Source organism: Streptomyces sp. NBC_00273, from assembly GCF_036178145.1.
Lineage (GTDB): Bacteria > Actinomycetota > Actinomycetes > Streptomycetales > Streptomycetaceae > Streptomyces.
On record NZ_CP108067.1, the window covers coordinates 6,804,128 to 6,828,773 of the forward strand.

At 72.6% G+C, this 24,646-nt stretch carries 27 protein-coding genes; 16 read left to right on the forward strand and 11 right to left on the reverse strand.

Annotated features, from left to right (window positions below; translation table 11 throughout):
- Positions 1 to 20 precede the first annotated feature (20 nt).
- Positions 21 to 1,241 carry an IS110 family transposase gene (locus tag OG386_RS30265; RefSeq protein WP_328787263.1) on the forward strand — a complete coding sequence of 407 codons (1,221 nt, stop codon included), beginning with the start codon at positions 21 to 23 and terminating at the stop codon, positions 1,239 to 1,241.
- A 121-nt stretch (positions 1,242 to 1,362) separates the two neighbouring features.
- On the opposite strand, the gene glnII is transcribed toward OG386_RS30265, so the two are convergent.
- The gene (gene glnII / locus OG386_RS30270; RefSeq protein ID WP_328790735.1) at positions 1,363 to 2,382 is read right to left on the reverse strand and encodes a glutamine synthetase; all 1,020 of its coding nucleotides are present in this window, start codon (positions 2,380 to 2,382) and stop codon (positions 1,363 to 1,365) included.
- Positions 2,383 to 2,703: 321 nt separating this feature from the next.
- On the opposite strand from glnII, the gene OG386_RS30275 reads away from it, so the two are divergent.
- Entirely contained in the window at positions 2,704 to 3,579 is an 876-nt protein-coding gene (locus tag OG386_RS30275) for a Gfo/Idh/MocA family protein (protein WP_327388648.1), read from the forward strand.
- Between the two features lie 8 nt (positions 3,580 to 3,587).
- Here the strand turns inward: OG386_RS30275 and OG386_RS30280 are convergent, their stop codons facing one another.
- The 3 genes from OG386_RS30280 to OG386_RS30290 all read right to left on the reverse strand — a co-directional run bounded on the left by OG386_RS30280 (position 3,588) and on the right by OG386_RS30290 (position 6,279).
- Positions 3,588 to 4,139, reverse strand: a complete 552-nt coding sequence (locus OG386_RS30280) for a hypothetical protein (protein WP_328790736.1) — start codon at positions 4,137 to 4,139, stop codon at positions 3,588 to 3,590.
- A gap of 257 nt (positions 4,140 to 4,396) precedes the next feature.
- Entirely contained in the window at positions 4,397 to 5,791 is a 1,395-nt protein-coding gene (gene pdxR / locus OG386_RS30285; protein WP_328790737.1) for a MocR-like pyridoxine biosynthesis transcription factor PdxR, read from the reverse strand.
- Positions 5,788 to 6,279: a MarR family transcriptional regulator gene (locus tag OG386_RS30290; RefSeq protein ID WP_328790738.1), complete on the reverse strand. Its 492-nt coding sequence runs from the start codon at positions 6,277 to 6,279 to the stop codon at positions 5,788 to 5,790. Before OG386_RS30290 ends, pdxR begins: the two co-directional genes overlap by 4 nt.
- A 124-nt stretch (positions 6,280 to 6,403) precedes the next feature.
- Here OG386_RS30290 and OG386_RS30295 point away from each other — a divergent pair, with 124 nt between their 5' ends.
- Entirely contained in the window at positions 6,404 to 7,252 is an 849-nt protein-coding gene (locus OG386_RS30295; protein ID WP_328790739.1) for an alpha/beta hydrolase, read from the forward strand.
- Here OG386_RS30295 and OG386_RS30300 read toward each other — a convergent pair.
- Entirely contained in the window at positions 7,249 to 7,620 is a 372-nt protein-coding gene (locus tag OG386_RS30300; RefSeq protein WP_030012990.1) for an ArsC/Spx/MgsR family protein, read from the reverse strand. The two genes, OG386_RS30295 and OG386_RS30300, sit on opposite strands and share 4 nt — an antisense overlap.
- 107 nt (positions 7,621 to 7,727) lie before the next feature.
- Between OG386_RS30300 and OG386_RS30305 the strand changes: the two genes are divergently transcribed.
- Positions 7,728 to 7,979, forward strand: a complete 252-nt coding sequence (locus tag OG386_RS30305) for a hypothetical protein (protein ID WP_030012991.1) — start codon at positions 7,728 to 7,730, stop codon at positions 7,977 to 7,979.
- 153 nt (positions 7,980 to 8,132) lie between these two features.
- Here OG386_RS30305 and OG386_RS30310 read toward each other — a convergent pair whose 3' ends face one another.
- Entirely contained in the window at positions 8,133 to 9,224 is a 1,092-nt protein-coding gene (locus OG386_RS30310; RefSeq protein ID WP_328790740.1) for a PP2C family protein-serine/threonine phosphatase, read from the reverse strand.
- Between the two features lie 176 nt (positions 9,225 to 9,400).
- On the opposite strand from OG386_RS30310, the gene OG386_RS30315 reads away from it, so the two are divergent.
- From OG386_RS30315 to OG386_RS30325, 3 genes are all read left to right on the forward strand, one after another.
- Positions 9,401 to 10,069 (forward strand): VIT1/CCC1 transporter family protein, encoded by a 669-nt coding sequence (locus tag OG386_RS30315; protein WP_327388649.1) that lies wholly within the window; start codon positions 9,401 to 9,403, stop codon positions 10,067 to 10,069.
- Between the two features lie 160 nt (positions 10,070 to 10,229).
- Positions 10,230 to 11,126 (forward strand): TIGR01777 family oxidoreductase, encoded by an 897-nt coding sequence (locus OG386_RS30320; RefSeq protein ID WP_328790741.1) that lies wholly within the window; start codon positions 10,230 to 10,232, stop codon positions 11,124 to 11,126.
- A gap of 156 nt (positions 11,127 to 11,282) precedes the next feature.
- A complete protein-coding gene (locus tag OG386_RS30325; protein WP_328790742.1) occupies positions 11,283 to 12,554 on the forward strand; it encodes an NAD(P)/FAD-dependent oxidoreductase in 1,272 nt (423 codons plus the stop codon).
- 70 nt (positions 12,555 to 12,624) lie between these two features.
- On the opposite strand, the gene OG386_RS30330 is transcribed toward OG386_RS30325, so the two are convergent.
- Positions 12,625 to 14,064 carry a regulator gene (locus OG386_RS30330; protein WP_328790743.1) on the reverse strand — a complete coding sequence of 480 codons (1,440 nt, stop codon included), beginning with the start codon at positions 14,062 to 14,064 and terminating at the stop codon, positions 12,625 to 12,627.
- A 173-nt stretch (positions 14,065 to 14,237) separates the two neighbouring features.
- Between OG386_RS30330 and OG386_RS30335 the strand changes: the two genes are divergently transcribed.
- From OG386_RS30335 to OG386_RS30355, 5 genes are all read left to right on the forward strand, one after another.
- Positions 14,238 to 14,612, forward strand: a complete 375-nt coding sequence (locus tag OG386_RS30335) for a hypothetical protein (protein ID WP_328790744.1) — start codon at positions 14,238 to 14,240, stop codon at positions 14,610 to 14,612.
- A gap of 76 nt (positions 14,613 to 14,688) precedes the next feature.
- Positions 14,689 to 15,489 (forward strand): lipoyl(octanoyl) transferase LipB, encoded by an 801-nt coding sequence (gene lipB / locus OG386_RS30340; protein WP_327385852.1) that lies wholly within the window; start codon positions 14,689 to 14,691, stop codon positions 15,487 to 15,489.
- A gap of 109 nt (positions 15,490 to 15,598) precedes the next feature.
- Positions 15,599 to 16,546: a lipoyl synthase gene (gene lipA, locus OG386_RS30345; protein WP_328790745.1), complete on the forward strand. Its 948-nt coding sequence runs from the start codon at positions 15,599 to 15,601 to the stop codon at positions 16,544 to 16,546.
- Between the two features lie 349 nt (positions 16,547 to 16,895).
- Positions 16,896 to 17,093 (forward strand): SCO2195 family GlnR-regulated protein, encoded by a 198-nt coding sequence (locus tag OG386_RS30350; RefSeq protein ID WP_030010916.1) that lies wholly within the window; start codon positions 16,896 to 16,898, stop codon positions 17,091 to 17,093.
- 10 nt (positions 17,094 to 17,103) lie between these two features.
- Positions 17,104 to 17,802 carry a DUF4191 domain-containing protein gene (locus tag OG386_RS30355; protein ID WP_328790746.1) on the forward strand — a complete coding sequence of 233 codons (699 nt, stop codon included), beginning with the start codon at positions 17,104 to 17,106 and terminating at the stop codon, positions 17,800 to 17,802.
- A gap of 97 nt (positions 17,803 to 17,899) precedes the next feature.
- Here the strand turns inward: OG386_RS30355 and OG386_RS30360 are convergent, their stop codons facing one another.
- Positions 17,900 to 18,367: an RDD family protein gene (locus OG386_RS30360; RefSeq protein ID WP_328790747.1), complete on the reverse strand. Its 468-nt coding sequence runs from the start codon at positions 18,365 to 18,367 to the stop codon at positions 17,900 to 17,902.
- Between the two features lie 185 nt (positions 18,368 to 18,552).
- On the opposite strand from OG386_RS30360, the gene glnA reads away from it, so the two are divergent.
- Both glnA and OG386_RS30370 read left to right on the forward strand, forming a co-directional pair.
- Entirely contained in the window at positions 18,553 to 19,962 is a 1,410-nt protein-coding gene (gene glnA / locus OG386_RS30365) for a type I glutamate--ammonia ligase (protein WP_189736380.1), read from the forward strand.
- A 141-nt stretch (positions 19,963 to 20,103) separates the two neighbouring features.
- Entirely contained in the window at positions 20,104 to 20,697 is a 594-nt protein-coding gene (locus OG386_RS30370) for a hypothetical protein (RefSeq protein ID WP_328790748.1), read from the forward strand.
- 83 nt (positions 20,698 to 20,780) lie between these two features.
- Here OG386_RS30370 and OG386_RS30375 read toward each other — a convergent pair whose 3' ends face one another.
- Positions 20,781 to 21,437 carry a TetR/AcrR family transcriptional regulator gene (locus tag OG386_RS30375; RefSeq protein ID WP_266597408.1) on the reverse strand — a complete coding sequence of 219 codons (657 nt, stop codon included), beginning with the start codon at positions 21,435 to 21,437 and terminating at the stop codon, positions 20,781 to 20,783.
- Between the two features lie 86 nt (positions 21,438 to 21,523).
- Here OG386_RS30375 and OG386_RS30380 point away from each other — a divergent pair, with 86 nt between their 5' ends.
- The gene (locus OG386_RS30380) at positions 21,524 to 22,321 is read left to right on the forward strand and encodes an SDR family NAD(P)-dependent oxidoreductase (protein WP_328790749.1); all 798 of its coding nucleotides are present in this window, start codon (positions 21,524 to 21,526) and stop codon (positions 22,319 to 22,321) included.
- On the opposite strand, the gene OG386_RS30385 is transcribed toward OG386_RS30380, so the two are convergent.
- Both OG386_RS30385 and OG386_RS30390 read right to left on the reverse strand, forming a co-directional pair.
- Positions 22,322 to 22,840 (reverse strand): DUF4240 domain-containing protein, encoded by a 519-nt coding sequence (locus OG386_RS30385; protein ID WP_030010629.1) that lies wholly within the window; start codon positions 22,838 to 22,840, stop codon positions 22,322 to 22,324.
- A gap of 195 nt (positions 22,841 to 23,035) precedes the next feature.
- A complete protein-coding gene (locus OG386_RS30390) occupies positions 23,036 to 24,115 on the reverse strand; it encodes an ATP-binding SpoIIE family protein phosphatase (protein ID WP_328790750.1) in 1,080 nt (359 codons plus the stop codon).
- Between the two features lie 286 nt (positions 24,116 to 24,401).
- Between OG386_RS30390 and OG386_RS30395 the strand changes: the two genes are divergently transcribed.
- Positions 24,402 to 24,608, forward strand: coding sequence for a hypothetical protein (locus OG386_RS30395; protein WP_328790751.1), 207 nt, complete (start codon positions 24,402 to 24,404; stop codon positions 24,606 to 24,608).
- Positions 24,609 to 24,646 lie beyond the last annotated feature (38 nt).

Below are 24,646 nucleotides of genomic sequence, written 5' to 3' on the forward strand. Positions count from 1 at the left end.
GCTAGGAAGGCGCCTCCAGCATGACAGCAGCGGACACAGCGGGCACGAGCGGCCAGTGGGTGTTCGGCGGTGTGGACTCGCACGCCGACACCATCCACGTCGCGGTCATCACCGACAACGGCGGCCACCTCGCCGACGCAGAGTTCCCCACCACCACCGCCGGATACACGGCAGCCCTGGCCTTCCTCTGCGCCCACGGGGACGTGATCGCGATCGGCGTGGAAGGCACCGCGTCCTACGGAACCGGGTTCACCCGCGCCGCCGTCGCCGATGGCCTGAGCGTGCTCGAAGTCAACCGCCCCGACCGCGCCGAACGCCGCCGCAGCGGCAAGTCCGACCCCATCGACGCCTACGCCGCCGCCCGCGCCGCACTCTCCGGACGCGCCTCCAGCGCGCCCAAGGACGAGACCGTCACTGGCATACGCGCCCTCCACAACGCCGCCCGGTCCACGGTCAAAGCCCGCACCGCCGCCATGAACCAGATCGGGCACATCCTCGTCAGCGCCCCCGAAACCATCCGCGCCCGCTATCGGGCCCTGCGGGGAAAGCCGCTCATGGATGCCCTGGCACGACTGCGGCTCACGGCAACGACAGACGCCGTCCACACCGCCGTGCTGAGCGCTTTGAAGAGCCTCGCCCGACGCGTCCAGGCCCTGACCGCTGAACACGACGAGCTCACAGCAACACTCGACAGTGTGGTCACCGAACACAATCCGGGCCTGCGGGGCGCCTACGGCGTCGGCCCCGACACCGCGGCCCAGCTCCTGATCACCGCAGGCGGCAACTCCGACCGTCTCCGCACCGAAGCTTCCTTCGCGGCCCTGTGCGGGGTCGCCCCCGTTCCTGCCTCCAGCGGGAAGACCAACCGTCACCGCCTCTCCCGAGGCGGCGATCGCGCCGCCAACGCGGCCCTCTACCGGATAGCCCTCGTCCGCATGGCCAGCGACCAGCGCACCCGCGACTACGTGGCCCGCCAGACCGCGGCCGGCCGGACCAAGAAGGAGATCATCCGCCTCCTCAAACGGGCCATCGCCCGGGAAGTGTTCCGCTACCTCACCACGACGGTCGCCGTCCCCGAGGTCGCGGACCTGCGGCCCACACGCCAGGCCAAGAACATCACCCTCACCGCCGTCGCCCACCACTTCGGCGTCTGGCCATCGGTCATCTCATGCATCGAACGCGGCACCCGCCGCGACGACAACCTCGCCAACGCCTACCGCGACTGGCTCACCACTGCTTGACAGCCAATAGGAGCTTCAGCGCCCGCCGACCCCGTGGGGGCGCGGCGGGCGCTGTCAGTGGTCATCGGCCGGGCGTGAGCCCGGTGGTGCTGGTGGTCTGGTGGTCTGGTGGTTCTGGTCGTCAGACCAGGCCGTCCTTCTCCAGGCCCGCGCAGCAGGTGTCCGTGATGAGACGGGTCACCACGTACGGGTCCACGTTCGCGTTCGGACGGCGGTCCTCGATGTACCCCTTGCCGTCCTTCTCCACCTGCCACGGGATGCGGACCGAAGCGCCGCGGTCCGAGACGCCGTAGCTGAACTCGTTCCAGGGGGCGGTCTCGTGCAGACCCGTCAGACGCTCGTCGATGCCGGCGCCGTAGTTCTTCACGTGGTCGAGCGGCTTGCTGCCCTCGCCCAGCGCCTCGCACGCGGAGATGATCGCGCGGTAGTCCTCGCGCATCGCCTTCGTGGAGAAGTTGGTGTGCGCGCCCGCGCCGTTCCAGTCGCCCTTGACCGGCTTCGGGTTCAGCGTCGCGGAGACGTTGAAGTCCTCGGCCGTGCGGTAGAGCAGCCAGCGCGCGATCCACAGCTGGTCCGAGACCTCCAGCGGACCGACGGGACCGACCTGGAACTCCCACTGGCCGGGCATGACCTCGGCGTTGATGCCGGAGATGCTCAGGCCCGCCGCGAGGCAGTGGTCCAGGTGCTTCTCGACGATCTCGCGGCCGAAGATCTCGTCCGAGCCGACACCGCAGTAGTAGCCGCCCTGCGCGGCCGGGAAGCCGCCCACCGGGAAGCCGAGCGGACGGATGCCGTCGAAGAAGGTGTACTCCTGCTCGATGCCGAAGATCGGCTCCTGGGCGGCGAACTTCTCGGCGACCGGACGCAGCAGCGCGCGGGTGTTCGACTCGTGCGGGGTCATGTCGATGTTCAGGACCTCGCACAGGACGAGGACGTTGTCGCCGCCGCGGATCGGGTCCGGGCAGGAGAAGACCGGGTTGAGCACGCGGTCGGAGGCGTGACCCTCGGCCTGGTTCGTGCTCGATCCGTCGAAGCCCCAGATCGGCAGCGCGCCGCCGTCCCCGATGATCTTCGTCTTGGAGCGAAGCTTCGCCGTCGGCTCGGTGCCGTCGATCCAGATGTACTCAGCCTTGTAGCTCACGGGCCCCATCCTCAGACTCTGCGGGTGCTGCTGGTCGCTGCTTCATCGCTGCGGTGATGACCGCAGCGTGCCCGCCCGCGATTTCTCTTCCGTTGCCCGTGTGTGAACCCCGTGTTACCGAGGTTTGCACCGCAGGCCGGGCGGGTTGTGCGGGTTGGTGGCGGCCCGCCCGTCCGGGTGGGGCAGACTGGCCGCGTGAGCATTTCGTCTGACTGGAACTCCGCCGAGGGCCCCGTCGAGAGCGCCGCCGACCGCGTCGCCGAAGGTGCCGCCGATACCGCCGGCACCGCCGATCGGGCCCCCGCAGGCCGCCGCCCCCGGGTGGGGCTGCTGGGCACCGGCCCCTGGGCGCACCGCACCCACGCCCCCGCCCTCGCCGCGCACGCCGGCTCCGACTTCGCCGGAGTGTGGGGCCGCCGGCCCGAGGCCGCGGCCGAGTTGGCGCACGAGTACGGCGTGAAGGTGTACGAAGACCCCGACGAGCTGTTCGCCGAGTGTGACGCCGTCGCCTTCGCCCTGCCGCCCGACGTACAGGCCGCCATGGCCGTCCGCGCCGCCGCCGCGGGATGCCACCTGCTCCTCGACAAGCCCGTCGCCACCACCGTGGAGGACGCCCGCGCCGTCGCCGAAGCGGTCGCGCGCCACCGGGTCGCCTCCGTCGTCTTCCTCACCCTGCGCTTCGCCGAGCCCACCGCGGGCTGGGTCGAGGAACAGGCCGCACGCACCGGCTGGTTCACGGCCGCGGCCCACTGGCTCGGCGCCGTCTTCCCCTCCGACGGAACGCCCAGCGCCTACGCCGACTCGCCCTGGCGCAAGGCCAAGGGCGGGCTGTGGGACGTCGGCCCGCACGCCCTGTCCGTCCTGATCCCGGTCCTCGGAGAGGTCACCGAGATCAGCGCCACCCGAGGCCCCTCCGACGTGGTCCAACTGGCACTCCGGCACACCTCCGGCGCAGCCAGCACCGCCGTGCTCAGCCTGGGCGCGCCGCGCGCGGCCGCCGGGGTCGGACTCGAACTGCGCGGCACCGAGGGCGTGCACGAACTGCCCGGCTGGAGCGACGTACCGGGCGCCTACGGGCGCGCCCTGGACGCGCTGCTCACCGCGGCCCGGACGGGGGTGCCGGATCCGCGCGGGGCGGAGTTCGGGGCCCGACTGACGGAGATCCTGGCCGAGGCGGAGGCGCAGCTCCCCACCTGACCGCCGCGCTACTTGATCACCGCGTTCGCCACGATGATGGCCAGGCCGATCGTGGCGTCCGCCATGCCGATCGCCAGGGCGGAGCCGGGCCGATAGCCCACGCGGAGTGCGACGAGCGCACCCCAGGTGAACAGCAGGGCGGTGTTCAGCCCCAGCCCGACGGCGCTCACCGCGTAGGCGTCCCAGTCGAAGAGCCCGGCGGCGAGCAGCAGCAGGACGGTGGGCAGTGCGGCCACGATCAGCGGCCACTCGTTCCACAGCGCCAGGCCCAGCATCCGCCACCGGTGCCCGGCGGAGTCCCCCCGGTGGGAGGCCATGTGGTGCGAGTAGCCGTGCGCGAGCCCGGCGGTCGCGGCCGTCACGAGCACCCAGCTGGCGTCGTAGTACGGGGTGAACTCCTCCCCCTTTTGGTGCAGCGCGGCCAGCAGCGCACTGGCCAGCACGGTCCCGTACACCCCGCCGAACATCCAGTCGGCCCCCCGCCGCCCGGGTCGTGAGCCCGCCCCGGAGGGGAGGGCCGGCTGGTCCGCCCGGCCGTGTGGCTGCTGCTCCTCGTTCACAACGGGTCCCTTTGGTCTGATGCGTCCCACTTTGCTGCCCTGGCCACCCTAGGGGGCGCGAGGTGGGGGCGAGGTGAAGAGGCACCGGAGCCGGGAGGCGCGGCGGTGGCTTCGGGGAGGGTCGGGCGGGCGGGTATAGCCGGGACCCGGGGCGGGGGCTTCGGTGGGTGGGAGTCGGGCGGGCGGCATCAGGGATGGGACTGACGGGAAACCCCCATACCCATCCCTGATGCCGCCCGCCCGGCTCCCGATCCTCCTTATTCCGGCCCGCCCGCCACCCCCGCCAGGGATTCGAGGGCCCGGGTGAACGCCGAGTCCGGGGGTGCCGCGTAGCCGACCACCAGGCCCTCGCGGGGCGGGGTCGGGTCGGCCGGGTGTTGGTAGGACGACAGGCCGTCCAGGGCCAGGCCCGCGGCGCGGGCCGCCGCGAGGGCGGCGGATTCCCGGCCCCGGGGGAGTTCCAGTACGGCGTGCAGGCCGGCCGAGATGCCCGTCACCCGGACCTCCGGGGCGCGTGCCGCCAGTACGGTGACCAGTTGGTCGCGGCGGCCCCGGTAGCGCAGCCGCATCCGGCGCACGTGGCGGTCGTACGCCCCGCACTCGATGAAGTCGGCCAGTGCCAGCTGGTCCAGCGTGCTCGCCCAGGACTCCCGCAGCCCCTTCGCGGCCAGCACCTGGTCGCGCAGCATGTCGGGGAGGACCAGCCAGCCCAGGCGCAGCGCGGGGGAGAGGCTCTTGCTCAGCGAGCCCGCGTACACCACGTGTTCGGGGGCCAGTCCCTGGAGCGCGCCGACCGGTTTGCGGTCGTAGCGGAACTCCCCGTCGTAGTCGTCCTCCACGATCACGCCATCGGTGCCGCGGGCCCATTCCACGGCGGCGGCCCGCCGCGCGGGCAGCAGGCGGCCGCCCGTCGGGAACTGGTGCGCCGGTGTGAGCAGCAACGTACGTGCTCGGGAGGGGAGTTCCGTCGTGCGGGCGCCGTCCTCGTCGACCGTGACGGGGTGCGGGTGGACCCCGGCGGCCTGGAGGATGCCGTGGTGGAAGGGGAGCCCGTACGCCTCGACGGCCCAGTCGCGGGGCCGGACGGACGTCAGGAGCCGCAGTCCGTTGGCGAAGCCGGAGCAGATCACGATGTTCTCGGGGCCGCAGCGCACGCCCCGCGCCCGGGACAGGTAGCCGGAAAGGGCCCGCCGCAGTTCGGGGCGGCCCTGCGGATTGCCGGGCCCGAAGGCCTCGGTGGGCGCCTCGGCCAGGGCCCGGCGGGCGCTGGCGGCCCAGGCGCCGCGCGGGAAGGAGGCGGGGTCGGGCTTGCCCTGGAGCAGGTCGTGGCGGGGGCGGTCGGGTGCGGGCCCGGCCGTCGTGGCCGGTGCGTCGGTGGTCGCGACCCCCTCGGCGACCAGGGTGCCGGAGCCCTGCCGGGCCGTGAACCAGCCCTCGGCGACCAGCTCGGCGTACGCATCGGCGACGGCGTTGCGGGCCAGCCCGAGGTCGGCGGCCAGGGTCCGGTACGGCGGCAGCCGGGTCCCGCCGGCCAGTCGGCCGCTGCGCACCGCGCTGCGCAGGGCCTGGGCGAGGGCGGTCCGCCGGGCGCCCCCGGCGGGAAGCTCCAGGTGCAGGTCGGCGCCGCCGGGTCCCTGGTCGGGGGCGGTCACGGGCGCGGCTCCGGGGCGAACACGGCGTGGGTGGCGGTCAGGAAGCGGCGCACGGTCTCCCGTTCGGCGGGGTCGAAGGAGTCGAGCACCTGGAGCACCCCGTCGATCAGGGGCCCGAAGAACTCCCGGCCCAGACGGATCGCCGCCGGCTCCACGCGCAGCAGGATCCGGCGCCGGTCGTGGTCGTCGCGGACGCGTGCCACGTGGCCGAGCCGTTCGAGGCGGTCGATCACGGCGGTGGTGCCGGCGGAGTTGAGGCCGAGCCGGGCGCCGAGCAGGCCCGCGGTGGCCGGTTCGGCCGCGCGCGCCGCGTCGAGCAGGCAGATCAGGGCGCGTACGTCGGTGGGGTGCATGCCGTTGCGGGCGGCGAAGTCGGCCTGGCGCAGGCCGAACTCGACGGTCACCGCGCGGAGGAGGTGCACCAGCCGAAGGTTGTCGGGTTCCTCGATTTCGGGTTCCCGGTGGTCCGGGTCCCTGCTGTCGTCCATGTCGCCCCCTGGCAAAATCTCTCGTTGAGCGAGATTATCGCCCAGCGAGGCATTGGGTGAGGCATTGGACGAGCCATTGGCTGAGGCATCGGACATGGCATCGGACATGGCATTGGAGCGGCACATGCACCGGACGTCTTCCTTCCGCGCCGCCTACGACGCGGTGCTCGGCCGGTGGCCCGGCCCCGTCGAGGCCGTCGACCTGGCCACCCCGTACGGGGTCACCCGCGTCAACCGCTGCGGTCCGGCCGACGCGCCGCCGCTGGTGCTGCTGCCCGGCGGCGGGGCCACTTCCACCGTGTGGGGCGCCTGCGTCGCGGCCGGGGCGGCCCGCGCCCACCGGGTGCACGCCGTTGACCTGGTGGGGGACCCGGGGCTCAGCGTTCCGGCGCCCGACCGGGCGATCCGGTCCCCCGGGGACCTGGTCGGCTGGCTCGACGCCGTCCTCGACGGGCTGGGCCCGCAGCACGGGCCGGTGACCCTCGCCGGGCACTCGTACGGGGCCTGGATCGCCGCCCACTACGCCGCCCGGCGCCCGGACCGGCTCGGCCGCCTGGTGCTGCTCGACCCGACCCAGGTCTTCGCGGGGCTGCGCCCGGGCTACGTACTGCGCGCGCTGCCCATGCTGGTGCGGCCCACCCCGGAGCGGGTCCGCTCCTTCCTCGCCTGGGAGTCCCGCGAGGCCGCGCTGGATCCGGCCTGGCTGCGGCTGCAGGAGGAGGGCGCCGGCTTCCCCGCCGTGCGGCCGGTCACCGGGCCGCGCCCGGACCTGGCCGGGCTCGCTCGGTCCGCGGGCGCGGGCCCCCGGGTCGACGTCCTCTTCGCCGGGCTCGCCCGCTGCCACGACTCCGGCCGCGCGGCCCGGGCGGCGCGCGCGGCGTTGCCGGGCGCGCGCGTCGACGTACTGCCCGGGGTCCCGCACCACGCGCTGCCGCTGACGGCCGCCGCGGAGGTCACCCGGCGCCTCCTCTAGCCCTTGCGGGACAGGGCCTCGCGGACGGCCTCCTCGGAGCGGCCGACCACGGCCGTGCCGTCCTCGGCGGTGATGATCGGGCGCTGGATGAGCTTCGGGTGAGCGGCCAGGTGGGCGATCCAGAGTCCGCGCGCCGCATCGGTCTCCTCGCGCGGCAGGTCCCGCACGCCGGTCTCCTTGGCCAGCGGGTCCGAGGTGCGCGTGATGTCCCACGGCTCCAGACCGAGACGACCGAGCACCTCGCGGATCTCGTCCTCGGAGGGCACGTCCTCCAGGTAGCGGCGCACCGTGTAATCGGCGCCCTCCGCGTCCAGCAGGGTCAGGGCGCTGCGGCACTTGGAACAGGCGGGATTGATCCAGATCTCCATGGCGTCAACCCTACCCAGGGTCGGTCTGGCCAGGGCCTTTTGTCAGTGGTCCCCGGTAAAATCGAGGAAGAACGACAGGAAGCCAACTACCGTTTGGGAGGCTGTAGATGGCCACTGCCACCACCGTCCAGCACGTCAAGAAGAAGCCGCTGCCGGCGGGGCTGCCCCGCGAGTGGTACGAGAGCCACAACCGCCGTCTGAAGGCGATGCGGTTGGCGATATCCCTGCTCGACTCGGGGACGTACGACGCCCGCCGTGCCACCAACCGGAAGATCCGGACGATGGCCGTTCGGACGGGGATCCACCGGCCGTCGAACGTCACCTGCAAGATGGTGCGCGCGTTCATCATGGAGTCGTAGGCGTCAGGGGCGTCAGGGGCGTCAGGGGCGTCAGGGGCGTCAGGGGCGTCAGGCGTGAGGCGTCAGGGGCGTCAGGCGTCAGGCGTCACGCACTGCATGACAGGGGGTCCCGGCCGGCCGAGCGCGGCCGGTCGGGACCGCCCGGCACACGGCCTACGCCGTCGGGTCCCGTCCGTCCAGGGACAGCAGCAGCAGGGCCACGTCGTCGTTCGGGCCGCCCTCCGTGAAGGCCGCGAGGTCCCGCCACACCGCCCCGACCAGGCCCGCCGGGTCGCGTGCCAGTACCGGTACCCGGGCGGCCAGCGGGTAGAAGTGCCCCGTCGAGTCGCGGGCCTCCGTCACGCCGTCGGTGTGCAGCAGCAGCTGGTCCCCGGGGAGCACCGCCAGCTCCGTCGCGACCGGCGGGGTCGGACCGGTGAGCCCCAGGCCCAGGGGCGGCCCCGGCTCGACGATCACCTCTTCCACCGTCGATCCGCGGACCCGCAGGGCCGACGGATGCCCGCACGACATGATCCGTACGACATCCAGCCCCGGCGGGAACTCCAGCAGCACGGCCGTGGCGAACAGCTCCGGATGTTCGACCGCCGCGGCCGCCGCGTCCGCCACCAGCCGCCGGTCCAGCCGGGCCGCGACCGCCCCGAGTCCGGCGTCGTCGATCACGGCCTCGCGGAAGGCCCCGAGCAGCGCCGCCACCGTGCCGACCGCCGCCAACCCGTGCCCCTGGACGTCCCCGACCAGCGCCCGCACCCCGTACGGCCCGGCCCGTACGTCGTACAGGTCGCCGCCGACCAGCGTGCCGTGCTGCGCCGCCCGGTAGAGGCCCGAGCAGCGCACCGGACCCACTCGCTCCGGCACCGGTGGGAGGACCGCGAGCTGGGCCGCCTCCGCCACCGTCCGTACGCTGACCAGCTGCGCGTCCCGGCGTTGACGGACCCAGGCGATCACCACGCTGAGCACGCCGACGACGGCCACCGTGGCCAGGTCCGTGCCCCGGGCGTTGGCGACGCCGAGCGAGTGGACGCCCAGCAACAGGAGGACGATGCCGGCGAAGGCCGCGGTCCCGGCCGCCCCGTACGCGAAGGCGGCCACCGGGGGCAGACCGGCCAGGAAGAACCCGAGCTCCGCGCCCGGGGTGACCGCCTGGGCCAGGACCAGTACGACCAGGGCCGCCGCGGGCGCGATCCGGGCCCAGCGCGGCGGCGGCTCGCCGCGCAGCCGGCCCGTCTCCTGACGTCCGCGTCTCACCCCTCCACCCTGGTACGGGGGCCGGGCCCGCGCACCCCGGACCGGCCCGCCGGGTGGCTTCGTACGCCCCGGGCCGCGACAGTGGGGGCGTGACGGCAAGCGAAGGCGCGGACAAACGGCCCGGCAAGGCCCACGTCGAGGCGCACGGCGAGGGCGACGGCTCGCAGAGCGCGGAGATCAGCACGCGGCTCAACTGGCTGCGCGCGGGTGTGCTCGGCGCCAACGACGGGATCATCTCCACCGCGGGTCTGGTGGTCGGTATGGCGGGGGCCACTACCTCGCGCTCGGCGATCCTGGCGGCGGGCGTCGCCGGGCTACTGGCGGGCTCGCTGTCGATGGCGGCGGGGGAGTACGTCTCCGTCAGTTCCCAGCGGGACTCCGAACGGGCGGCACTCGACCTGGAACGCCGGGAACTGGCCGAAGAGCCGGAGGCGGAGCTCGACGAACTCACCGACCTGCTCGCCGAGCGGGGGCTCAGCCGGGACGTGGCGCGGGAGGCCGCCGAGCAGCTGACGGAGCGGGACGCGCTGCGGGCCCATGCCCGGGTGGAGCTCGGGATCAACCCCGACGAGCTCGCCAACCCGTGGCACGCGGCCTTCGCCAGTCTCGTCGCCTTCACGGTCGGGGCGCTGCTGCCGCTGCTGGCGATCATCCTGCCGGGGCCGTCGCAGCGGGTGCCGGTGACGGTGGTGGCGGTGCTGGCCGCGCTGACGCTGTGCGGGGTGATCAGTGCGCGGCTGGGCGGGGCGCCGGTGCCGAGGGCGGTCGCCCGCAACGTGGCCGGCGGTGCCCTGGCCATGGCCGTGACCTACGCGGTCGGCACCTGGCTCGGCACGACCGCCTGACCGCGCCTCAATCGCCGGCGGGGCTGAAAAACCAGCCCCGCCGGCGATTGAGGCGCGGGCGCGGAGCGCCGTGTGGTGACGCCGGCCCGGGTACGCGCGTCCGGCGAAGGACAACGACGCGCCCCCGAATCCCGCCGGGCCAGCGCAGCGACCCGGCAGGATGGGGGGCATGCGCATTGCTGTCACCGGGGCGACCGGGCTCATCGGAAGTGCACTCGTGCGGTCCCTGCGGGCGGACGGGCACGAGGTGGTGCGGTTCGTGCGGCGGGAGCCCGTCGGTGCGGACGAGGCGCGGTGGGATCCGGTGCGCGGGTACGTGGACCCCGCCGCCCTGGCCGGCTGTGGGGCCGTCGTGCACCTCGCCGGGGCCGGGGTCGGGGACCACCGGTGGACGGCCGCGTACAAGAGGGAGATCCGCGACAGCCGGGTGCTCGGCACCGCCGCGCTCGCGCACGCCCTCGCCGCCCTCGACGAGCCGCCCGCCGTCCTGGTCAGCGGATCGGCCGTCGGCTACTACGGGGACACCGGTGACCGGGCCGTCGACGAGTCGGCCCCGGCCGGGCAGGGGTTCCTGTCCTCGGTCTGCGTGGAGTGGGAGGCGGCCGCCGTCACCGCCCAGGACGCCGGGATCCGGACCGCGTTCGCCCGTACCGGGCTGGTCGTGGCCCGTGAGGGCGGGGCCTGGGGGCGGATGTTCCCGATCTTCCGCGCCGGTATCGGCGGCCGGCTCGGCAACGGCCGCCAGTACTGGTCGTACATCTCCCTCCGGGACGAGATCGCGGCGCTGCGGCACATCATCGACACCCCGGGCCTGTCCGGTCCGGTCAACCTGACCGCCCCGGAGCCGCTGACCAACCGCCAGGTCACCGAGGCCATGGCCTGCGTGCTGCGCCGGCCCGCGCTGCTGCCGGTACCGGCCGTGGCCCTGCGCGTCGTGCTGGGGGAGTTCTCCGAGGACGTGCTGGGCAGTCAGCGGGCCCGGCCCGCACGGCTGCTGGAGTCCGGCTTCGTCTTCCACGACCCCGGCATCGAGCAGGCGATCCGCGCCGCGCTGTGAGATCCGCGTGCGACCACCGTGCGACCGTTCGTGACCCATATGCGACCGCTGTGCGACCGGAGTTGACCGCAATGTCACGCCGAACTGGGGTTCCCCTTTAACCGGTTGGGGGAAGGAGGATTCCCACACAGCCGCGCCGACCTCGGGGAGGGGCACGTGCTCAGCAGCGCACACCATGCCGCACACCATGCGGACGTCGTCATCGTAGGAGCCGGAGTCTCAGGACTCGCGGCAGCGCAGCACCTGATCGCCGCCGGAGTCACGGTCACCGTCCTGGAAGCCGCGGACGACCCCGGCGGGCGGATGGCCACCGAGTCCGCCGACGGGTTCCGGCTGGACCGGATCGGGCAACTGCTCAACACCTCGTACGCGGAGCTCGAACGCACACCCGGCCTGCGGGCCCTGAACCTGCGCCCCTTCACCCCGGGCGTCCTCGTCCACACCGACGGGAAACAGCTGCGGGTCGGGGTCCTCACCCCGGCCCGGGCCCTGGCCAGCGGCTCCCTCGACCAGGCCCGGATCAGCGCCGCCCTCGGCCGGCTCGCCACCCTGCCCGAGGAGAAGCTGCTCGCCCGTCCCGAGCGCACCGCCCACGCCGCCCTGCGCTCCCGCGGGCTGCCGACGCGCACCCTGAACGGAGCGCTCCGCCCCCTGCTCGCCACCCTGCTGCGCGACCCGGAGCTCACCACCTCCAGCCGGGTCGCCGACCTCGCCCTGCGCACCTTCGCCCGCGGCCGGCTCGCCGTGCCCGAGGGCGGCGCGGCGACCCTGCCCGACCTGCTCGCTGCCGCCCTGCCGCCCGGCACCGTACGGACCGGGGTCCGGGTCCGGTCGGTGGCGACCAACCTGGTCACCACCGAGGAGCACGGCGACTTCCGCTGCCGTTCCGTCCTCCTGGCCACCGGGGCCCGCGCCGCCGCCGAGCTCCTGCCCGGCCTGCGCGTGCCCGCCTTCCACGAGGTCACCGTCCTGCACCACGCCACCACCGCACCCCTGCCCCGGGACGGCTCGCTGCTCCTGGACGGGGACCCCAAGTGGCCCGTCTCCCACACGGCCGTGATGAGCGCGGTCGACCCGACCCGGGCCCCGGCCGGCCGGAGCCTGGTCACCACCACCGTGCTCGGCCCGCCGCCGCCCGTGCGCACGGTCGCCGCACGGCTGGCCCGGCTCTACGACACCCCCACCCGCGAGTGGGAACTGCTGGCCGTCCACCACACCCCGGAGGCGGTCCCCGCGATGCCCCCGCCGCACGACATGCGGCGTCCCGTACGGGTACTGGCCGGGCTGTACGTGTGCGGCGACCACCGCGACACCAACACCGTCCAGGGGGCCCTGCACTCGGCCCGCCGCGCCACCGGCGCCGTCCTGCGCGACTTCGGCATCCGGCTCCCGGTCGCCCCGGGGCCCGCACTCCCGGTGGCGGCCTGAGGACCACAGCCGACAACAGGGGCCCGGTCCCGTGACAGGACCGGGCCCCTGCCGCGTGTCCCGGGGCGCTTCAGGACAGGGCGGCCACCCGGTCCCGGTAGGTCCGCACGGCCGAGGCGTCCCGGTAGGGCTCCAGCCGCCGCTCGAAGTCCCGTACGTACTCCACCGCCCGCACCGACCGCATCTCCATCGCCTGCTGCGCCGCCTCCGCGCCCAGCGCGCACGCCTGGTCCAACTCGCCCAGGCCCAGTCGAGCCGTGGCCAGCACCACCCGGCAGAACAGTCGGGACCGCGCGTACGCCGGCCCCCGCAGCTGGAGGGACCGCTCCGCGTGCTGCGCCGAGGCCCGGTACTGCTGGAGGTCCCGGTGGCAGTGCCCGAACTCGTCCGCCAGCTGCGCCTCGTCGTAGAACCTGGCCCAGTGCGGGACGTCGTCCCCCGGCCGCGCCGCGCCCAGCGCGCGCTCGGCCCGCACCAGGGAGGCGGTCGACGCCCGGACCTCGCCGAGGACCGCGTGTCCGCGCGCCTCCGCCGAATGGAGCAGCGCCTGCACCACGGGCGGCGGGCCGGAGCCGACGCCCTGCTGCGCCACCCGGGCCAGCTGCACGGCCTCGCGGCCGTGACCGAGGTAGACCGCCTGCCGGCTCATGGTGACCAGCACGTACGAGCCGTACGGGCGGTCCGCGGCCGCCTGCGCGAGCCGTAGCGCCTGCACGAAGTACCGCTGGGCGAGCCCGTGCGCGGCGATGTCGTAGGACGTCCAGCCCGCGAGCCTGGTCAGATCGGCGGCGGCCGAGAACAGCCGCCGCCCGGTGGTCTCCCCGTAGGTCCCGCGGAGCATCGGCTCGGCCTCGTGCTCCAGGTAGCGCACCAGGGCCTGGCGGGCGTGCCCGCCGCCGTAGGCCTGGTCCAGGGTCCGGAACAGCTCGCTGACCGATCTCAGCGCCGCGATGTCCCCGCTGGTCACGCGCTGCCCGGGGCCGCGGTCGATCTGCCGCTGCCGGGGCACCGAGGTCCGACCTTGCAGCGGGACGCGGGCCGCGGACGGTTCCGCGCCCCGGCCGACCCGCTCGTCGGCCCGGCCGATCAGCCAGTCCCGGCTGGGCACGACCAGCCCGGCCGGGGTGAAGGCGATCTTCCGCAGCTCGGCGTGCGAACCGGAGTCCTTGCGCCACAGCCCGCTCGCGATGTCCACGGCCTCCTCCGGGGTGGCCGCGAACTCCAGCCCCGCGTACACGGGCGCGCAGGCGTCCAGACCGAGGTCCTGGGCGGAGAGCCGGCGTCCGAGGCGGCGGGTGAAGACCTCGGCGATCAGCGCCGGAGTGGTCCCGCGGGGCTGCTGCCCGCGCAGCCATCGGGTCACGGAGGTCTTGTCGTACCGCAGGTCGAGACCGTGCTCCAGGCCTAGCTGGTCGACGCGGCGGGCGAGGCCGGCATTGGAGAACCCGGCTTCCGCGATCAGCGCCGCGAGCTGCCGGTTGGGGACGCGCTGGGCAGGTCGTTCCGTCATCGGCTCCACGGTTTCCTGACGCGACGGACCGGGGTCCCGGCCCTGTGAACGGCGTGAATGTAGCGGCGAACTCCGCCGATGCCGCCCTCTCTGCCCCACATTCATCCGATCGTGTGCAGAATGCGTAGGGGCCTTTACGGACCGGCCCCCTCCGCCCGCGTACGCTGCGGGCCATGACCCCTCGGCCCCACGGGGCGCACCTCCCCGAGGAGCGAACCGAATCCACCGTCCCGCTGTCCCCGCCCGAACTGACCGAGGCGGAGTGCCGGCGCTGCGGCACCTACATCGCGGGGCTCGACGGCCGGTACGCGTGCGGGGTGTGCGGCTGGGTCAACGACCACTCGGAGGGCCACCGGCGGCTGCCGCGCGCGGACGAGGACCCGGACCGGCCGCTCAAGGGGCGGCGCCGGCCGAAGCGGCTGCCGGAGCCCGTTCCGGAGCCGGTGCCCGTGCCGGATCCCGCTCTGCAGCCCGTGTCCGAGCCCGTGTCCGAGCCCGCGCCCAAGTCCCTGTCCGAGCCCGCGTCGGGGCCCGTGCCGGGGCCCTGAAGGGGCCCGCGCGGGTCGCCGTACCCTTGCTCAGTGAGGTACGTGCACACAGCAGGTTCAACGAGGAGGCGCTGCGGTGGCTGAGCTTGGGTTTGTCCATCTGGGCTTCGGACCGGAATCCGTCGAGTACACCCGGGCCTGGGAAGAACAGCGCAGGGTGCACGCGGCCCGCTTCGCGGACGAGATCGAGGACACCTGCCTGCTGCTGGAGCACCTGCCGGTCTACACGGCGGGCCGGCGCACCGACCCCAGTGAGCGCCCGCTCGACGGCACCCCCGTCGTGGACGTGGACCGCGGCGGCAAGATCACCTGGCACGGCCCGGGCCAGCTGGTCGGCTACCCGATCATGAAGCTGCCCCGCCCGGTGGACGTCGTCGCGCACGTCCGCCGCCTCGAAGAGGCCCTGATCCGCACCGCCGCCGAGTTCGGCGTGGAGACCACCCGGGTCGAGGGCCGCTCCGGCGTCTGGGTCCTGGGCGACCCCGTCGAGGAGCGCCCCACGATCGGCGGCCTCTCCCTCGACCTCGACCCCCGGCTGCACGACGAGGAGTTCGACGCGCGGCTGAACGGCCCCGAGTACGCCCCGTCCAACGCCGGCCAGCGCCGCGAGGACCGCAAGCTCGCCGCCATCGGCATCCGGGTCGCCAAGGGCGTCACGATGCACGGCTTCGCGATCAACGTGAACCCGGACAGCACCTGGTTCGACCGGATCATCCCCTGTGGGATCCGGGACGCAGGTGTGACGTCGCTCTCGTACGAACTGGGCCGGGAGATCACCATCGCCGAGGTGCTTCCCGTGGCCGAAAGGCACCTGAAGGACGTACTGGAGCACGCGGAGCTGAGGCCCCGCGAGATAGAGCCGGCAGTGGGCTCCTAGCCCCCGGGAATGCGACCGGCCGCTCGCAGGTTGGCCGACGTAAGAGCGTACGAAATTACGGGCGTACCCTGGTGGGCGCCCGAACAATCGAAGTCACAGGGAGCCGGTCGTGTCCGCAGTCGCACCCGACGGACGCAAGATGCTGCGCCTGGAGGTCCGTAACGCCCAGACCCCCATCGAGCGCAAGCCCGAGTGGATCAAGACCCGGGCGAAGATGGGTCCCGAGTACACCAAGATGCAGGCCCTGGTGAAGGGCGAAGGACTGCACACGGTGTGCCAGGAAGCCGGCTGTCCGAACATCTACGAATGCTGGGAGGACCGCGAGGCCACCTTCCTCATCGGTGGTGACCAGTGCACCCGGCGCTGTGACTTCTGCCAGATCGACACGGGCAAGCCCGAGGCGCTGGACCGTGACGAGCCGCGGCGCGTCGGCGAGTCCGTGGTCACGATGGACCTGAACTACGCCACCATCACGGGCGTCGCGCGCGACGACCTGGCCGACGGCGGCGCCTGGCTGTACGCGGAGACCGTGCGCCAGATCCACCAGCAGACGGCGGGCCGCGAGACCGGCCACACCAAGGTCGAGCTGCTGGCCCCCGACTTCAACGCGGTCCCGGAGCTGCTGGAGGAGGTCTTCGCCTCCCGCCCCGAGGTCTTCGCGCACAACGTCGAGACGGTGCCGCGGATCTTCAAGCGGATCCGCCCCGGCTTCCGCTACGAGCGCTCGCTCGACGTGATCACCAAGGCCCGCGCCTACGGTCTGGTGACCAAGTCGAACCTGATCCTCGGCATGGGCGAGGAGCGCGAGGAGGTCTCGCAGGCCCTGAAGGACCTGCATGAGGCCGGTTGCGAGCTCATCACCATCACGCAGTACCTGCGGCCCTCGCCGCGGCACCACCCCGTCGAGCGCTGGGTGAAGCCGGCCGAGTTCGTGGAGCTGGCGAAGGAGGCCGAGGAGATCGGCTACTCCGGCGTGATGTCCGGCCCGCTGGTCCGGTCCTCGTACCGGGCGGGTCGCCTGTACCAGCAGGCGATGGAGAAGCGCAGCCGAGCCTGAGCGCAGGTTGAGGGTCCGCCCGAGGTACGAGGGCGGGCACTCGGCCGCAGCGGTGACGAGGCGGAGCTCGACCGAGGGCATGGAGAAGCGCAGCCGAGTCTGACGCGCGGCGCGACTCTACGTGTGAAGTCGCGCACAAAAAGCTACCAATGAGTAATACCGCATCGGCGCGGCCCCTAGGCTCTTCCTTGAGGAAGAGTCCGGCGGGCCGCGTCAGCGTTTGCAACGTGTCAATCACATTTGACCGACCGGTCACGCCCTGGTAACACCAGTCAGTGACGCTTGGTCCACGCACCGCACACACCGCTCGCATCACGCAGAGGCGAGCATCGTGAAAGGGATCGACATCATGCAGGCCGCGCCCGTACGCGCCATTGCCATCCCGACCCTCTCCGACGCCTTCCGGGGCATTGAGTCCCTGTTGATGAGCGGGGCCCGCCGCAACGCCTGGACGGCGGTCCTGGAGGACCGCAAGAGGGCCAAGGACCGGGTCGAAACCGAACACGTACTTGAGGCCGCGGCTACCCGAACCCCGCAGGCCACGTAAACTTCGCTGTATGGCGAGGAAGTCAAACGCAGAGACTGCTGCGAACCCCGGGCGACTGAAGCAGATCGCCCTGACGTACAAGATGACGCGCAAGGCAGACCCGAAGGTCGGTCTGATCGTCGCGGGCGTGGGCATCGTCACCTTCGGTGTCTTTCTCGCGATCGGCTTCCTGGTCGGGCACGAGATCTACCTGGGCGTCCTCGGATTCCTGGTGGCGTTCCTCGCGATGGCGATCGTCTTCGGACGACGGGCCGAGCGGGCCGCCTTCGGGCAGATGGAAGGACAGCCGGGAGCGGCCGCTGCCGTGCTGGACAACGTGGGACGGGGCTGGACGACCACCCCGGCCATCGCGATGACCCGGCAGCAGGACATCGTCCACCGTGCCGTGGGCAAGGCCGGCGTCGTGCTGATCGCCGAGGGCAACCCGAACCGCGTGAAGCCGCTGCTCGCGAACGAGAAGAAGAAGCTGGCCCGGATCATGCCGGACGTGCCGGTGCACGACTTCATCGTGGGCACGGGCGAGGGCGAGGTGCCGCTCAAGAAGGTGCGCACCACCCTGCTCAAGCTGCCGCGCGTGCTGGCCGGCCCGCAGATCACCGAGGTCAACGACAAGCTGCGCGCCATGGGTGACCTCATGAGCAACATGCCGCTGCCGAAGGGCCCCATGCCGAAGGGCATGAAGATGCCGCGCGGCGGAAAGATGCGCTGACCCGGTCACCTGATTTTCGTATACGACACAGGGGTGCCCCCCGAGCCCGCGGGCTCGGGGGGCACCCCTGTGTCGTACGCGTTCCCCGCGGTCGGTCCTAGATGCGGACCTGGACGGCGCGGGCCAGTCGGTCGTGCAGGCCGCGGCCGTCGCGGTCCCAGATCAGCGCCGGGATGACCAGGGCCAGCAGCAGCGTGCGCAGGACCACCCGGACGATGCCGAGGCGGCCGCCGGACTCCGAAATCACCCGGAGGCCAAGGATCCGCTTGCCGGGGGTGAAGCCCACGGTGCCGACCGTCAGGATGGCGAGGACCACGAAGAGCACGAGGGTCCAGTTGCCCGCAGCGGTCAGGTTGCCGCCGGTGATCAGCCCGTAGGCAATCAGCTGGCAGCCGATCCAGTCGATCGCGACGGCACCGAGCCGGCGCCCGAAGCGCGCCACCGAGCCGGGCCCCTGCTGGGGCAGGCCCAGCTGTTGACCCGGATAGCCGAAGTCGACGCCCATCTCCTCGGCGGCCGCGCGGGGGCCGGAGAGCCAGGATCCGATTGCCTGTCTGTTGTCCACCCGAACACGGTACCCGTGGCGCCGCACGGCCCTCCGGCCGGACCCTGGTTAACTTGTGCGAAACAAATGGGTCATGCTTGGGAAATCCCGTCTGCTTATGGTCGGGTCAGCGTGCGGCACCGCACTGACGCGCCACGAGCTATAAAGCCCGTCCCTGCCCCGGGGTCGGGAGTAGGAGGAGTTGGATGTTCAAGAACGCCGACGAAGTGAAGCAGTACATCGAGGAGAACGACGTCAAGTTCGTCGACGTCCGCTTCTGTGACCTGCCTGGTGTGATGCAGCACTTCACCATCCCGGCGCGAGCGTTCGACCCGGCGGAGGAGCTCGCCTTCGACGGATCCTCGATCCGCGGCTTCCAGGCGATCCACGAGTCCGACATGGCGCTGCGTGCCGACATCACCACCGCGCGTCTGGACCCGTTCCGCAAGGACAAGACGCTCAACATCAACTTCTTCATCCACGACCCGATCACGGGTGAGGCCTACAGCCGCGACCCGCGCAACATCGCGAAGAAGGCCGAGGCGTACCTCGCCTCCACCGGCATCGCCGACACCGCGTTCTTCGGCCCCGAGGCCGAGTTCTACGTGTTCGACAGCGTGCGCTTCGCGACCTCCGCGAACGAGGGCTTCTACCACATCGACTCCGAGGCCGGCGCCTGGAACACGGGCTCCGAGGAGAACAACCGTGGTTACAAGGTCCGCTACAAGGGTGGTTACTTCCCCGTAGCCCCGGTCGACCACTTCGCCGACCTGCGCGCCGAGATCTCCCTCGAGCTGGACGCCCAGGGCCTCCAGGTCGAGCGCCAGCACCACGAGGTCGGCACCGGTGGCCAGGCCGAGATCAACTACAAGTTCAACACGCTGCTGGCCGCGGCCGACGACCTGATGCTCTTCAAGTACATCGTGAAGAACGTCGCCTGGCGCAACGGCAAGACCGCGACCTTCATGCCGAAGCCGATCTTCGGTGACAACGGCTCGGGCATGCACGTGCACCAGTCGCTGTGGGCGAACGGCGACCCGCTGTTCTACGACGAGGCCGGCTACGCGGGCCTGTCGGACACCGCCCGCTACTACATCGGCGGCATCCTCAAGCACGCCCCGTCGCTGCTGGCGTTCACCAACCCGACGGTGAACTCCTACCACCGCCTGGTCCCGGGCTTCGAGGCGCCGGTCAACATGGTGTACTCGCAGCGCAACCGCTCCGCCGCCATGCGCATCCCGATCACGGGTTCGAACCCGAAGGCCAAGCGCGTCGAGTTCCGCGCGCCGGACCCGTCCTCGAACCCGTACCTCGCCTTCTCGGCGCTGCTGCTCGCGGGCCTCGACGGCATCAAGAACAAGATCGAGCCGATGGAGCCGATCGACAAGGACCTCTACGAGCTCTCGCCCGACGAGCACGCGAGCGTCCCGCAGGTTCCGACCAGCCTCGAGGACGTCCTCAAGGCCCTGGAGGAGGACCACGAGTACCTCCTGGCCGGCGGTGTCTTCACCCCCGACCTGATCGAGACCTGGATCGACTACAAGCGCACGCACGAGATCGCCCCGATCGCGCTGCGTCCGCACCCGCACGAGTTCGAGCTCTACTTCGACATCTAGAAATGCCTGATGGGAGGCCCCCCGCCACGCTCCACGGAGCGAGGCGGGGGGCCTTTCCGCTTTGACAGGTCCGCATGGGCGAGTGAGGGTGGAAATGACCTAAAACCCCCATAAGCGAGACATGTACGGAGGTGCATGAAAATGCGCCGTAAGATCGTTGCGGCAGCCATGGCGGGCGCCGCGGGAATCGCGATAGGTCTGCTGCCCGTGGCCAGCGCCTCGGCTTCGGTCGTCACGGGTAGCGGCGGTGGCGGGAACGGTGGCTACGACTGCTACCGGTACCCCTCGAACCGCTCCGACGCCCGGTGGAACGCCTGCTGCAACCACGACTGGCGCAACCGTCCCAGCTGGTGCTGGGACCAGGGCGGCGTCGGTGGATACAACGACAACTGGCGCGACAACCACAACTGGCGCGACTCGAACTGGTCGAACTGGAACGACTCCGGCCGCGGTGGCAACGGTGACTGGGGCCACCACGACGACTGGGGCAACGGTCGCGGCGGCAACGGTGACTGGGGCAACGGTCGTGGTGGCGACGGCGGTCGCGGTGGCGACGGCGGCGGCAACTGGGGCGGCGGCGGGGGTGACGGCGGCGGTCGCGGTGGCGACGGCGGCGGCAACTGGGGCGGCGGCGGGGGCGGTGACGGCGGACGCGGTGGCGACGGCGGCGGCGGCAACTGGGGTGGCGGCGGAGGAGGGGGCGGCGGTGGCGGTGGCGGCGGCTGGGGTGGCTGAACCCCGACCGGAAGCCTAGGGCCGCCGACCGGACCCGACCCGGCCCGACCCGATGCGGAGCCTGCGATGCCCCTGCTCCTCCCCTAGCGGAGGAGCAGGGGCATCGCCCCTGTGAGGTCGCGCAAGCAGCGGACCGCGAGTTCCGCCGGGGAGCCGGGGCCCGAGACCGGGGCCTGCGTCGTCGACCACAGCTCCAGCGAGACGCGGATCGCGTCCGTGGCAGCCGCCGCGAGCAGACGTACCTCCAGCGGGTCGGCCCCCGGGCCCGCCAACCGGGAGATCACCGGGACCAGGTGCTCCTCGGAGTCCTGGTTCACGCGGTACCAGACCGCGCGCAGGGCCTGGTCGTCCGCCGCCGCGCGCAGGAGGCCGCGGGTCACCTCCAGGCCCTCCTCGACCGCCTGCTGTCCGCTCAGGGACCGGGTGACCGCGCGTTCCAGCGCCTCGCCGAGCGGCGTTCCGGGGTCCTCCTCGGCGAGCAGGGCGCGCCAGGCGTCACCGCCGCCCGCCAGCAGCGGGGCCACCGCCTCCTGCTTGTTGCGGAAGTAGCGGTAGAAGGTGCGCAGGGCCACCCCCGCCCGGTGGGCGATGTCCTCGGCGGTGGTGCCGTCGGGGCCGTGTTCGGCGAACAGTTCGCAGGCCGCGCGGGCGATGTCGAGCTGGGTGGCGGCCTTGCGGCGCTCGGTCAGCGACTGGGCTCCGGGGCCGGCCTGGGGAGAGTACGGACGAGGGGATTTCACGGGTGAAGCGTACCCCTCGCCAACCTCGACGATTACATTCTTTGTCATCATGGCAAAACGTGCCATTGCTTCGGTACGCTCGCGCCATGAACCGCTACGAAGGACGTCGCGTCCTCATCACCGGCGGTGGCTCCGGCATCGGCCAGGCCACCGTCCACCGCATCCTCGCCGAGGGCGGCCGGGTCCACACCGTGGACGTCAACGAGGCCGGCCTCAAGGCCACCGCCGACCAGGCCGCCGCAGGGGGGCACTCCCCAGCGGTAGCCGGGGGAGGCCACGCGGCCCGGCTCACCACCGCGCTCCTCGACATATCCGACGAGAACGCCGTCAAGGAGGGCGTGGCCGCCGCGGCCGGCATCCTCGGCGGGATCGACGTGCTCGTCAACGCCGCGGGCATCCTGCGCTCCGCGCACACCCACCAGACCACCCTCGACCTGTGGAACCAGGTCATCGGGGTCAACCTGACCGGCACCTTCCTGATGATCCGCGAGTCCCTCCCGGCGCTGCTCGAGGGAGACCGGCCGGTCGTCGTGAACTTCAGCTCCACCTCGGCGTCCTTCGCCCACCCCTACATGTCCGCCTACGCGGCCAGCAAGGGCGGCATCCAGTCCATGACCCACGCACTGGCCGCCGAGTACAGCAAGCAGGGCCTGCGCTTCGTCAGCGTCGCACCCGGCTCCATCGAGAGCGGCATGACCACCGGCACCGGCCCCGGCCTGCCGGAGGACACCGACTGGTCCCTCTTCACCAAGCTGGCCCCGGCCCTCGGCCAGGGCTTCGCCGGCCCGCAGACCGTCGCCGGCGTCGTCGCCATGCTGGGCTCCGAGGACGGTGCGTTCATCACCGGTACGGAGATCCGCATCGACGGCGGCACGCACTACTGATCAGGCGCGGAACCGGTCCCACAGCCGGGGGAAGCGCTCCGCGAGCACGGCTTCGTTCTCGAAGTCCAGCGGGGCGCCCTCCGGCTCGGCCGCCTGCAGCGGGATGCCCAGATCCGGCGCCACCGCCCCGGTCAGCTGCTCGTACGCCTCGTCGGCCGCGTACCCCAGCTCCTCGCCGTCCCCGTCGATCTCCTCGTCGAAGTCGCCCAGCAGCTCCGCCAGCTGGTCGGGGTCGTGCACCCCGCCCTCGAACACCTCCCGCCCCTGGCCGATCAGCCAGCAGCGGAAGTAGTCGAAGGCGTCGTCGCTCGCCCCGTCGAGCAGCACCCAGGCCGCACCCCACAGGTCCCAGGTGTACGCCCGGTTGTACCGGGACTCGAAGTGGCGGGCGAAGTCCAGGACGGAGTCCGGGTCGAGCAGTGCGAGCCGCTCCACGAGCAGCTCGGCGTGTTCCTCGGGGTCGCCGTCGGCGGCCTCGCGGGTACGGTCGACGATCTCCCAGAACTCCGTCTCGTCCATCACAGCGTCCAGCATCTCCGCTGCACTGGTGCCCCGCCACCGCGAGAACGCGTCGTATGGCGAATCCGACGGGCACATCGGCGCGATGTCGCCACCCATGTGCCCCGGTTCGGCGCTGATGCGTCGGTGGTACGTCCTCCGTGGTCCGGGACCGGAGCCGGGGTCCGGGAGCCGAATCGGTAGCCGAGTCCGGACTCAGTCCAGCGCGAACTCGCACCAGACGGTCTTGCCGTCCCCGGGGCGGCGGCGGCTGCCCCAGTCCGAGGAGAGGGAGGCGACCACGTGGACCCCTCGTCCCCAGGGCGCGTCCAGAGCCGGGACGTGGTGGACCGGCGGTGCCTCGGTGCCGTCCCGCACCGCGATGACCAAGCGGTGCGGGGTGCGGCGCAGGTGCAGGCGCACCGACCGGGCCGGCGACCCGAAGTGGTGGAAGGCCGCGTTCGTAACGAGTTCGCAGACGGCGAGGACCGCGTCGTAGCAGAGCCCTTCCGGCAGGCCCCAGGCCGCCAGCACCTCGCGGGCGAACGCCCGTACCCGCGGGATCTCCTGCGGCCGTTCCCCCGGGAAGTCGATCCCGGCGCTGCGGAAGAGCTCCGCCTCCGGGCCGGAACGCAGCGGATGCCCGGCCAGCAGCACGACCAGGTCCTCCTCGGCGTCCGTCCGCGCGCCCATCCGGTCCAGCAGCCCCGCGGTGATTTCCGACGGCGGCCCGGACGCCTCCGCGAAGACGTCCCCCAAGGCGGCCACGCCGTTGCCGAGCTCCCTGCCGCGGCGGGCCACCAGCCCGCGCGAATACAGCAGGGCCAGCGATCCGGGCGCGAACTCCAACGAGACCGAGGCACAGGCCTGCCCTCCCCCGCTGCCCAGCAGCGGGCCGGCGGCCCCTTCGGCGCGGACGACGGTACCGCGGCGGTCGCGGACCAGTAGGGGGAGGTGCCCGGCGCGCGCGTGGACGAGCGACTCGGACTCCGGGTCGTGCACGGCGTACAGGCAGCTCGCCGTCCGGCCACGGTCGATCTCGGCGATCAGCCCGTCGAGCAGGCGGAGCACCTCGTGCGGGGGCAGGTCCAGTCGCGCGAACCCGCGGATGGCCGTGCTCAGCTGCCCCATCAGGCTCGCGGCTCGCGCCCCGCTGCCCAGTTGTGTCCGAAGCCGCTTGAGCGCGGGCACCTTCCCGCACGGGAAGTGGTCCGGCCGCAGCCCCTCGTGCAGCTGCCGTACGGACATCCCCGCCTCGTCGGCCCACCCGCGGAGGGTCCACACCAGCTCGTCCATGTCCGGGCCACCGCCCTGCGGCTCCGACCACGGGCGCCCCGGCCGCTTCGCCCGCCCCGCCACGGCACCCCCGTATTTGTTCCGGGAACAACCCCGCGTTGTGCCCCGGACAACATCCAACCGTTCGGGCGGACGCCTGCGCAGCGAGATGCTCGATCCGTACCGCAGCCGGTGAATCCGGTTCGCGTCCCGCCGCGCCCCGATTCACCCCTGCCCCGACCCACTCCGCCCCTGTCCCGGCCGGCCCCCGGTTCGGGGCCGTCGACCCGAAACGGATGCCCTTGCCGTGACCGCCATCCAGACCGCTCTGCTCCTGACCGCCCTGGCGGTCTCGCTGCTGCTCTCGCTCGCGGCCGCCGCGGGCGCCGCCGTCCTCGAACTCTGGGACGGCGGCAGTGTGCCCGGCGCCGTCGGCCGCGGCCTGACCACCTTCGCGGGCACCCTGACGCTGTGCGGCGCCCTGCTCGCCGTGCTGCTCACCGCGCTGAAGTAACCGCCAGCGCGAAGACCCCCCGTCGCGGAGCGCGGCGG

What these genes read in the sequence shown, in the direction of transcription:
- OG386_RS30370 (WP_328790748.1), top strand. Translation starts at nt 20,104, where the DNA reads ATGCGCCGTAAGATCGTTGCGGCAGCCATGGCGGGCGCCGCGGGAATC.
- OG386_RS30320 (WP_328790741.1), top strand. Translation starts at nt 10,230, where the DNA reads ATGGGGGGCATGCGCATTGCTGTCACCGGGGCGACCGGGCTCATCGGA.
- OG386_RS30295 (WP_328790739.1), top strand. Translation starts at nt 6,404, where the DNA reads ATGCACCGGACGTCTTCCTTCCGCGCCGCCTACGACGCGGTGCTCGGC.
- OG386_RS30350 (WP_030010916.1), top strand. Translation starts at nt 16,896, where the DNA reads ATGCAGGCCGCGCCCGTACGCGCCATTGCCATCCCGACCCTCTCCGAC.
- OG386_RS30305 (WP_030012991.1), top strand. Translation starts at nt 7,728, where the DNA reads ATGGCCACTGCCACCACCGTCCAGCACGTCAAGAAGAAGCCGCTGCCG.
- OG386_RS30385 (WP_030010629.1), bottom strand. Translation starts at nt 22,840, where the DNA reads ATGGACGAGACGGAGTTCTGGGAGATCGTCGACCGTACCCGCGAGGCC.
- OG386_RS30265 (WP_328787263.1), top strand. Translation starts at nt 21, where the DNA reads ATGACAGCAGCGGACACAGCGGGCACGAGCGGCCAGTGGGTGTTCGGC.
- OG386_RS30335 (WP_328790744.1), top strand. Translation starts at nt 14,238, where the DNA reads ATGACCCCTCGGCCCCACGGGGCGCACCTCCCCGAGGAGCGAACCGAA.
- OG386_RS30380 (WP_328790749.1), top strand. Translation starts at nt 21,524, where the DNA reads ATGAACCGCTACGAAGGACGTCGCGTCCTCATCACCGGCGGTGGCTCC.
- OG386_RS30300 (WP_030012990.1), bottom strand. Translation starts at nt 7,620, where the DNA reads ATGGAGATCTGGATCAATCCCGCCTGTTCCAAGTGCCGCAGCGCCCTG.
- OG386_RS30330 (WP_328790743.1), bottom strand. Translation starts at nt 14,064, where the DNA reads ATGACGGAACGACCTGCCCAGCGCGTCCCCAACCGGCAGCTCGCGGCG.
- OG386_RS30290 (WP_328790738.1), bottom strand. Translation starts at nt 6,279, where the DNA reads ATGGACGACAGCAGGGACCCGGACCACCGGGAACCCGAAATCGAGGAA.
- OG386_RS30355 (WP_328790746.1), top strand. Translation starts at nt 17,104, where the DNA reads ATGGCGAGGAAGTCAAACGCAGAGACTGCTGCGAACCCCGGGCGACTG.
- OG386_RS30390 (WP_328790750.1), bottom strand. Translation starts at nt 24,115, where the DNA reads ATGGACGAGCTGGTGTGGACCCTCCGCGGGTGGGCCGACGAGGCGGGG.
- glnA (WP_189736380.1), top strand. Translation starts at nt 18,553, where the DNA reads ATGTTCAAGAACGCCGACGAAGTGAAGCAGTACATCGAGGAGAACGAC.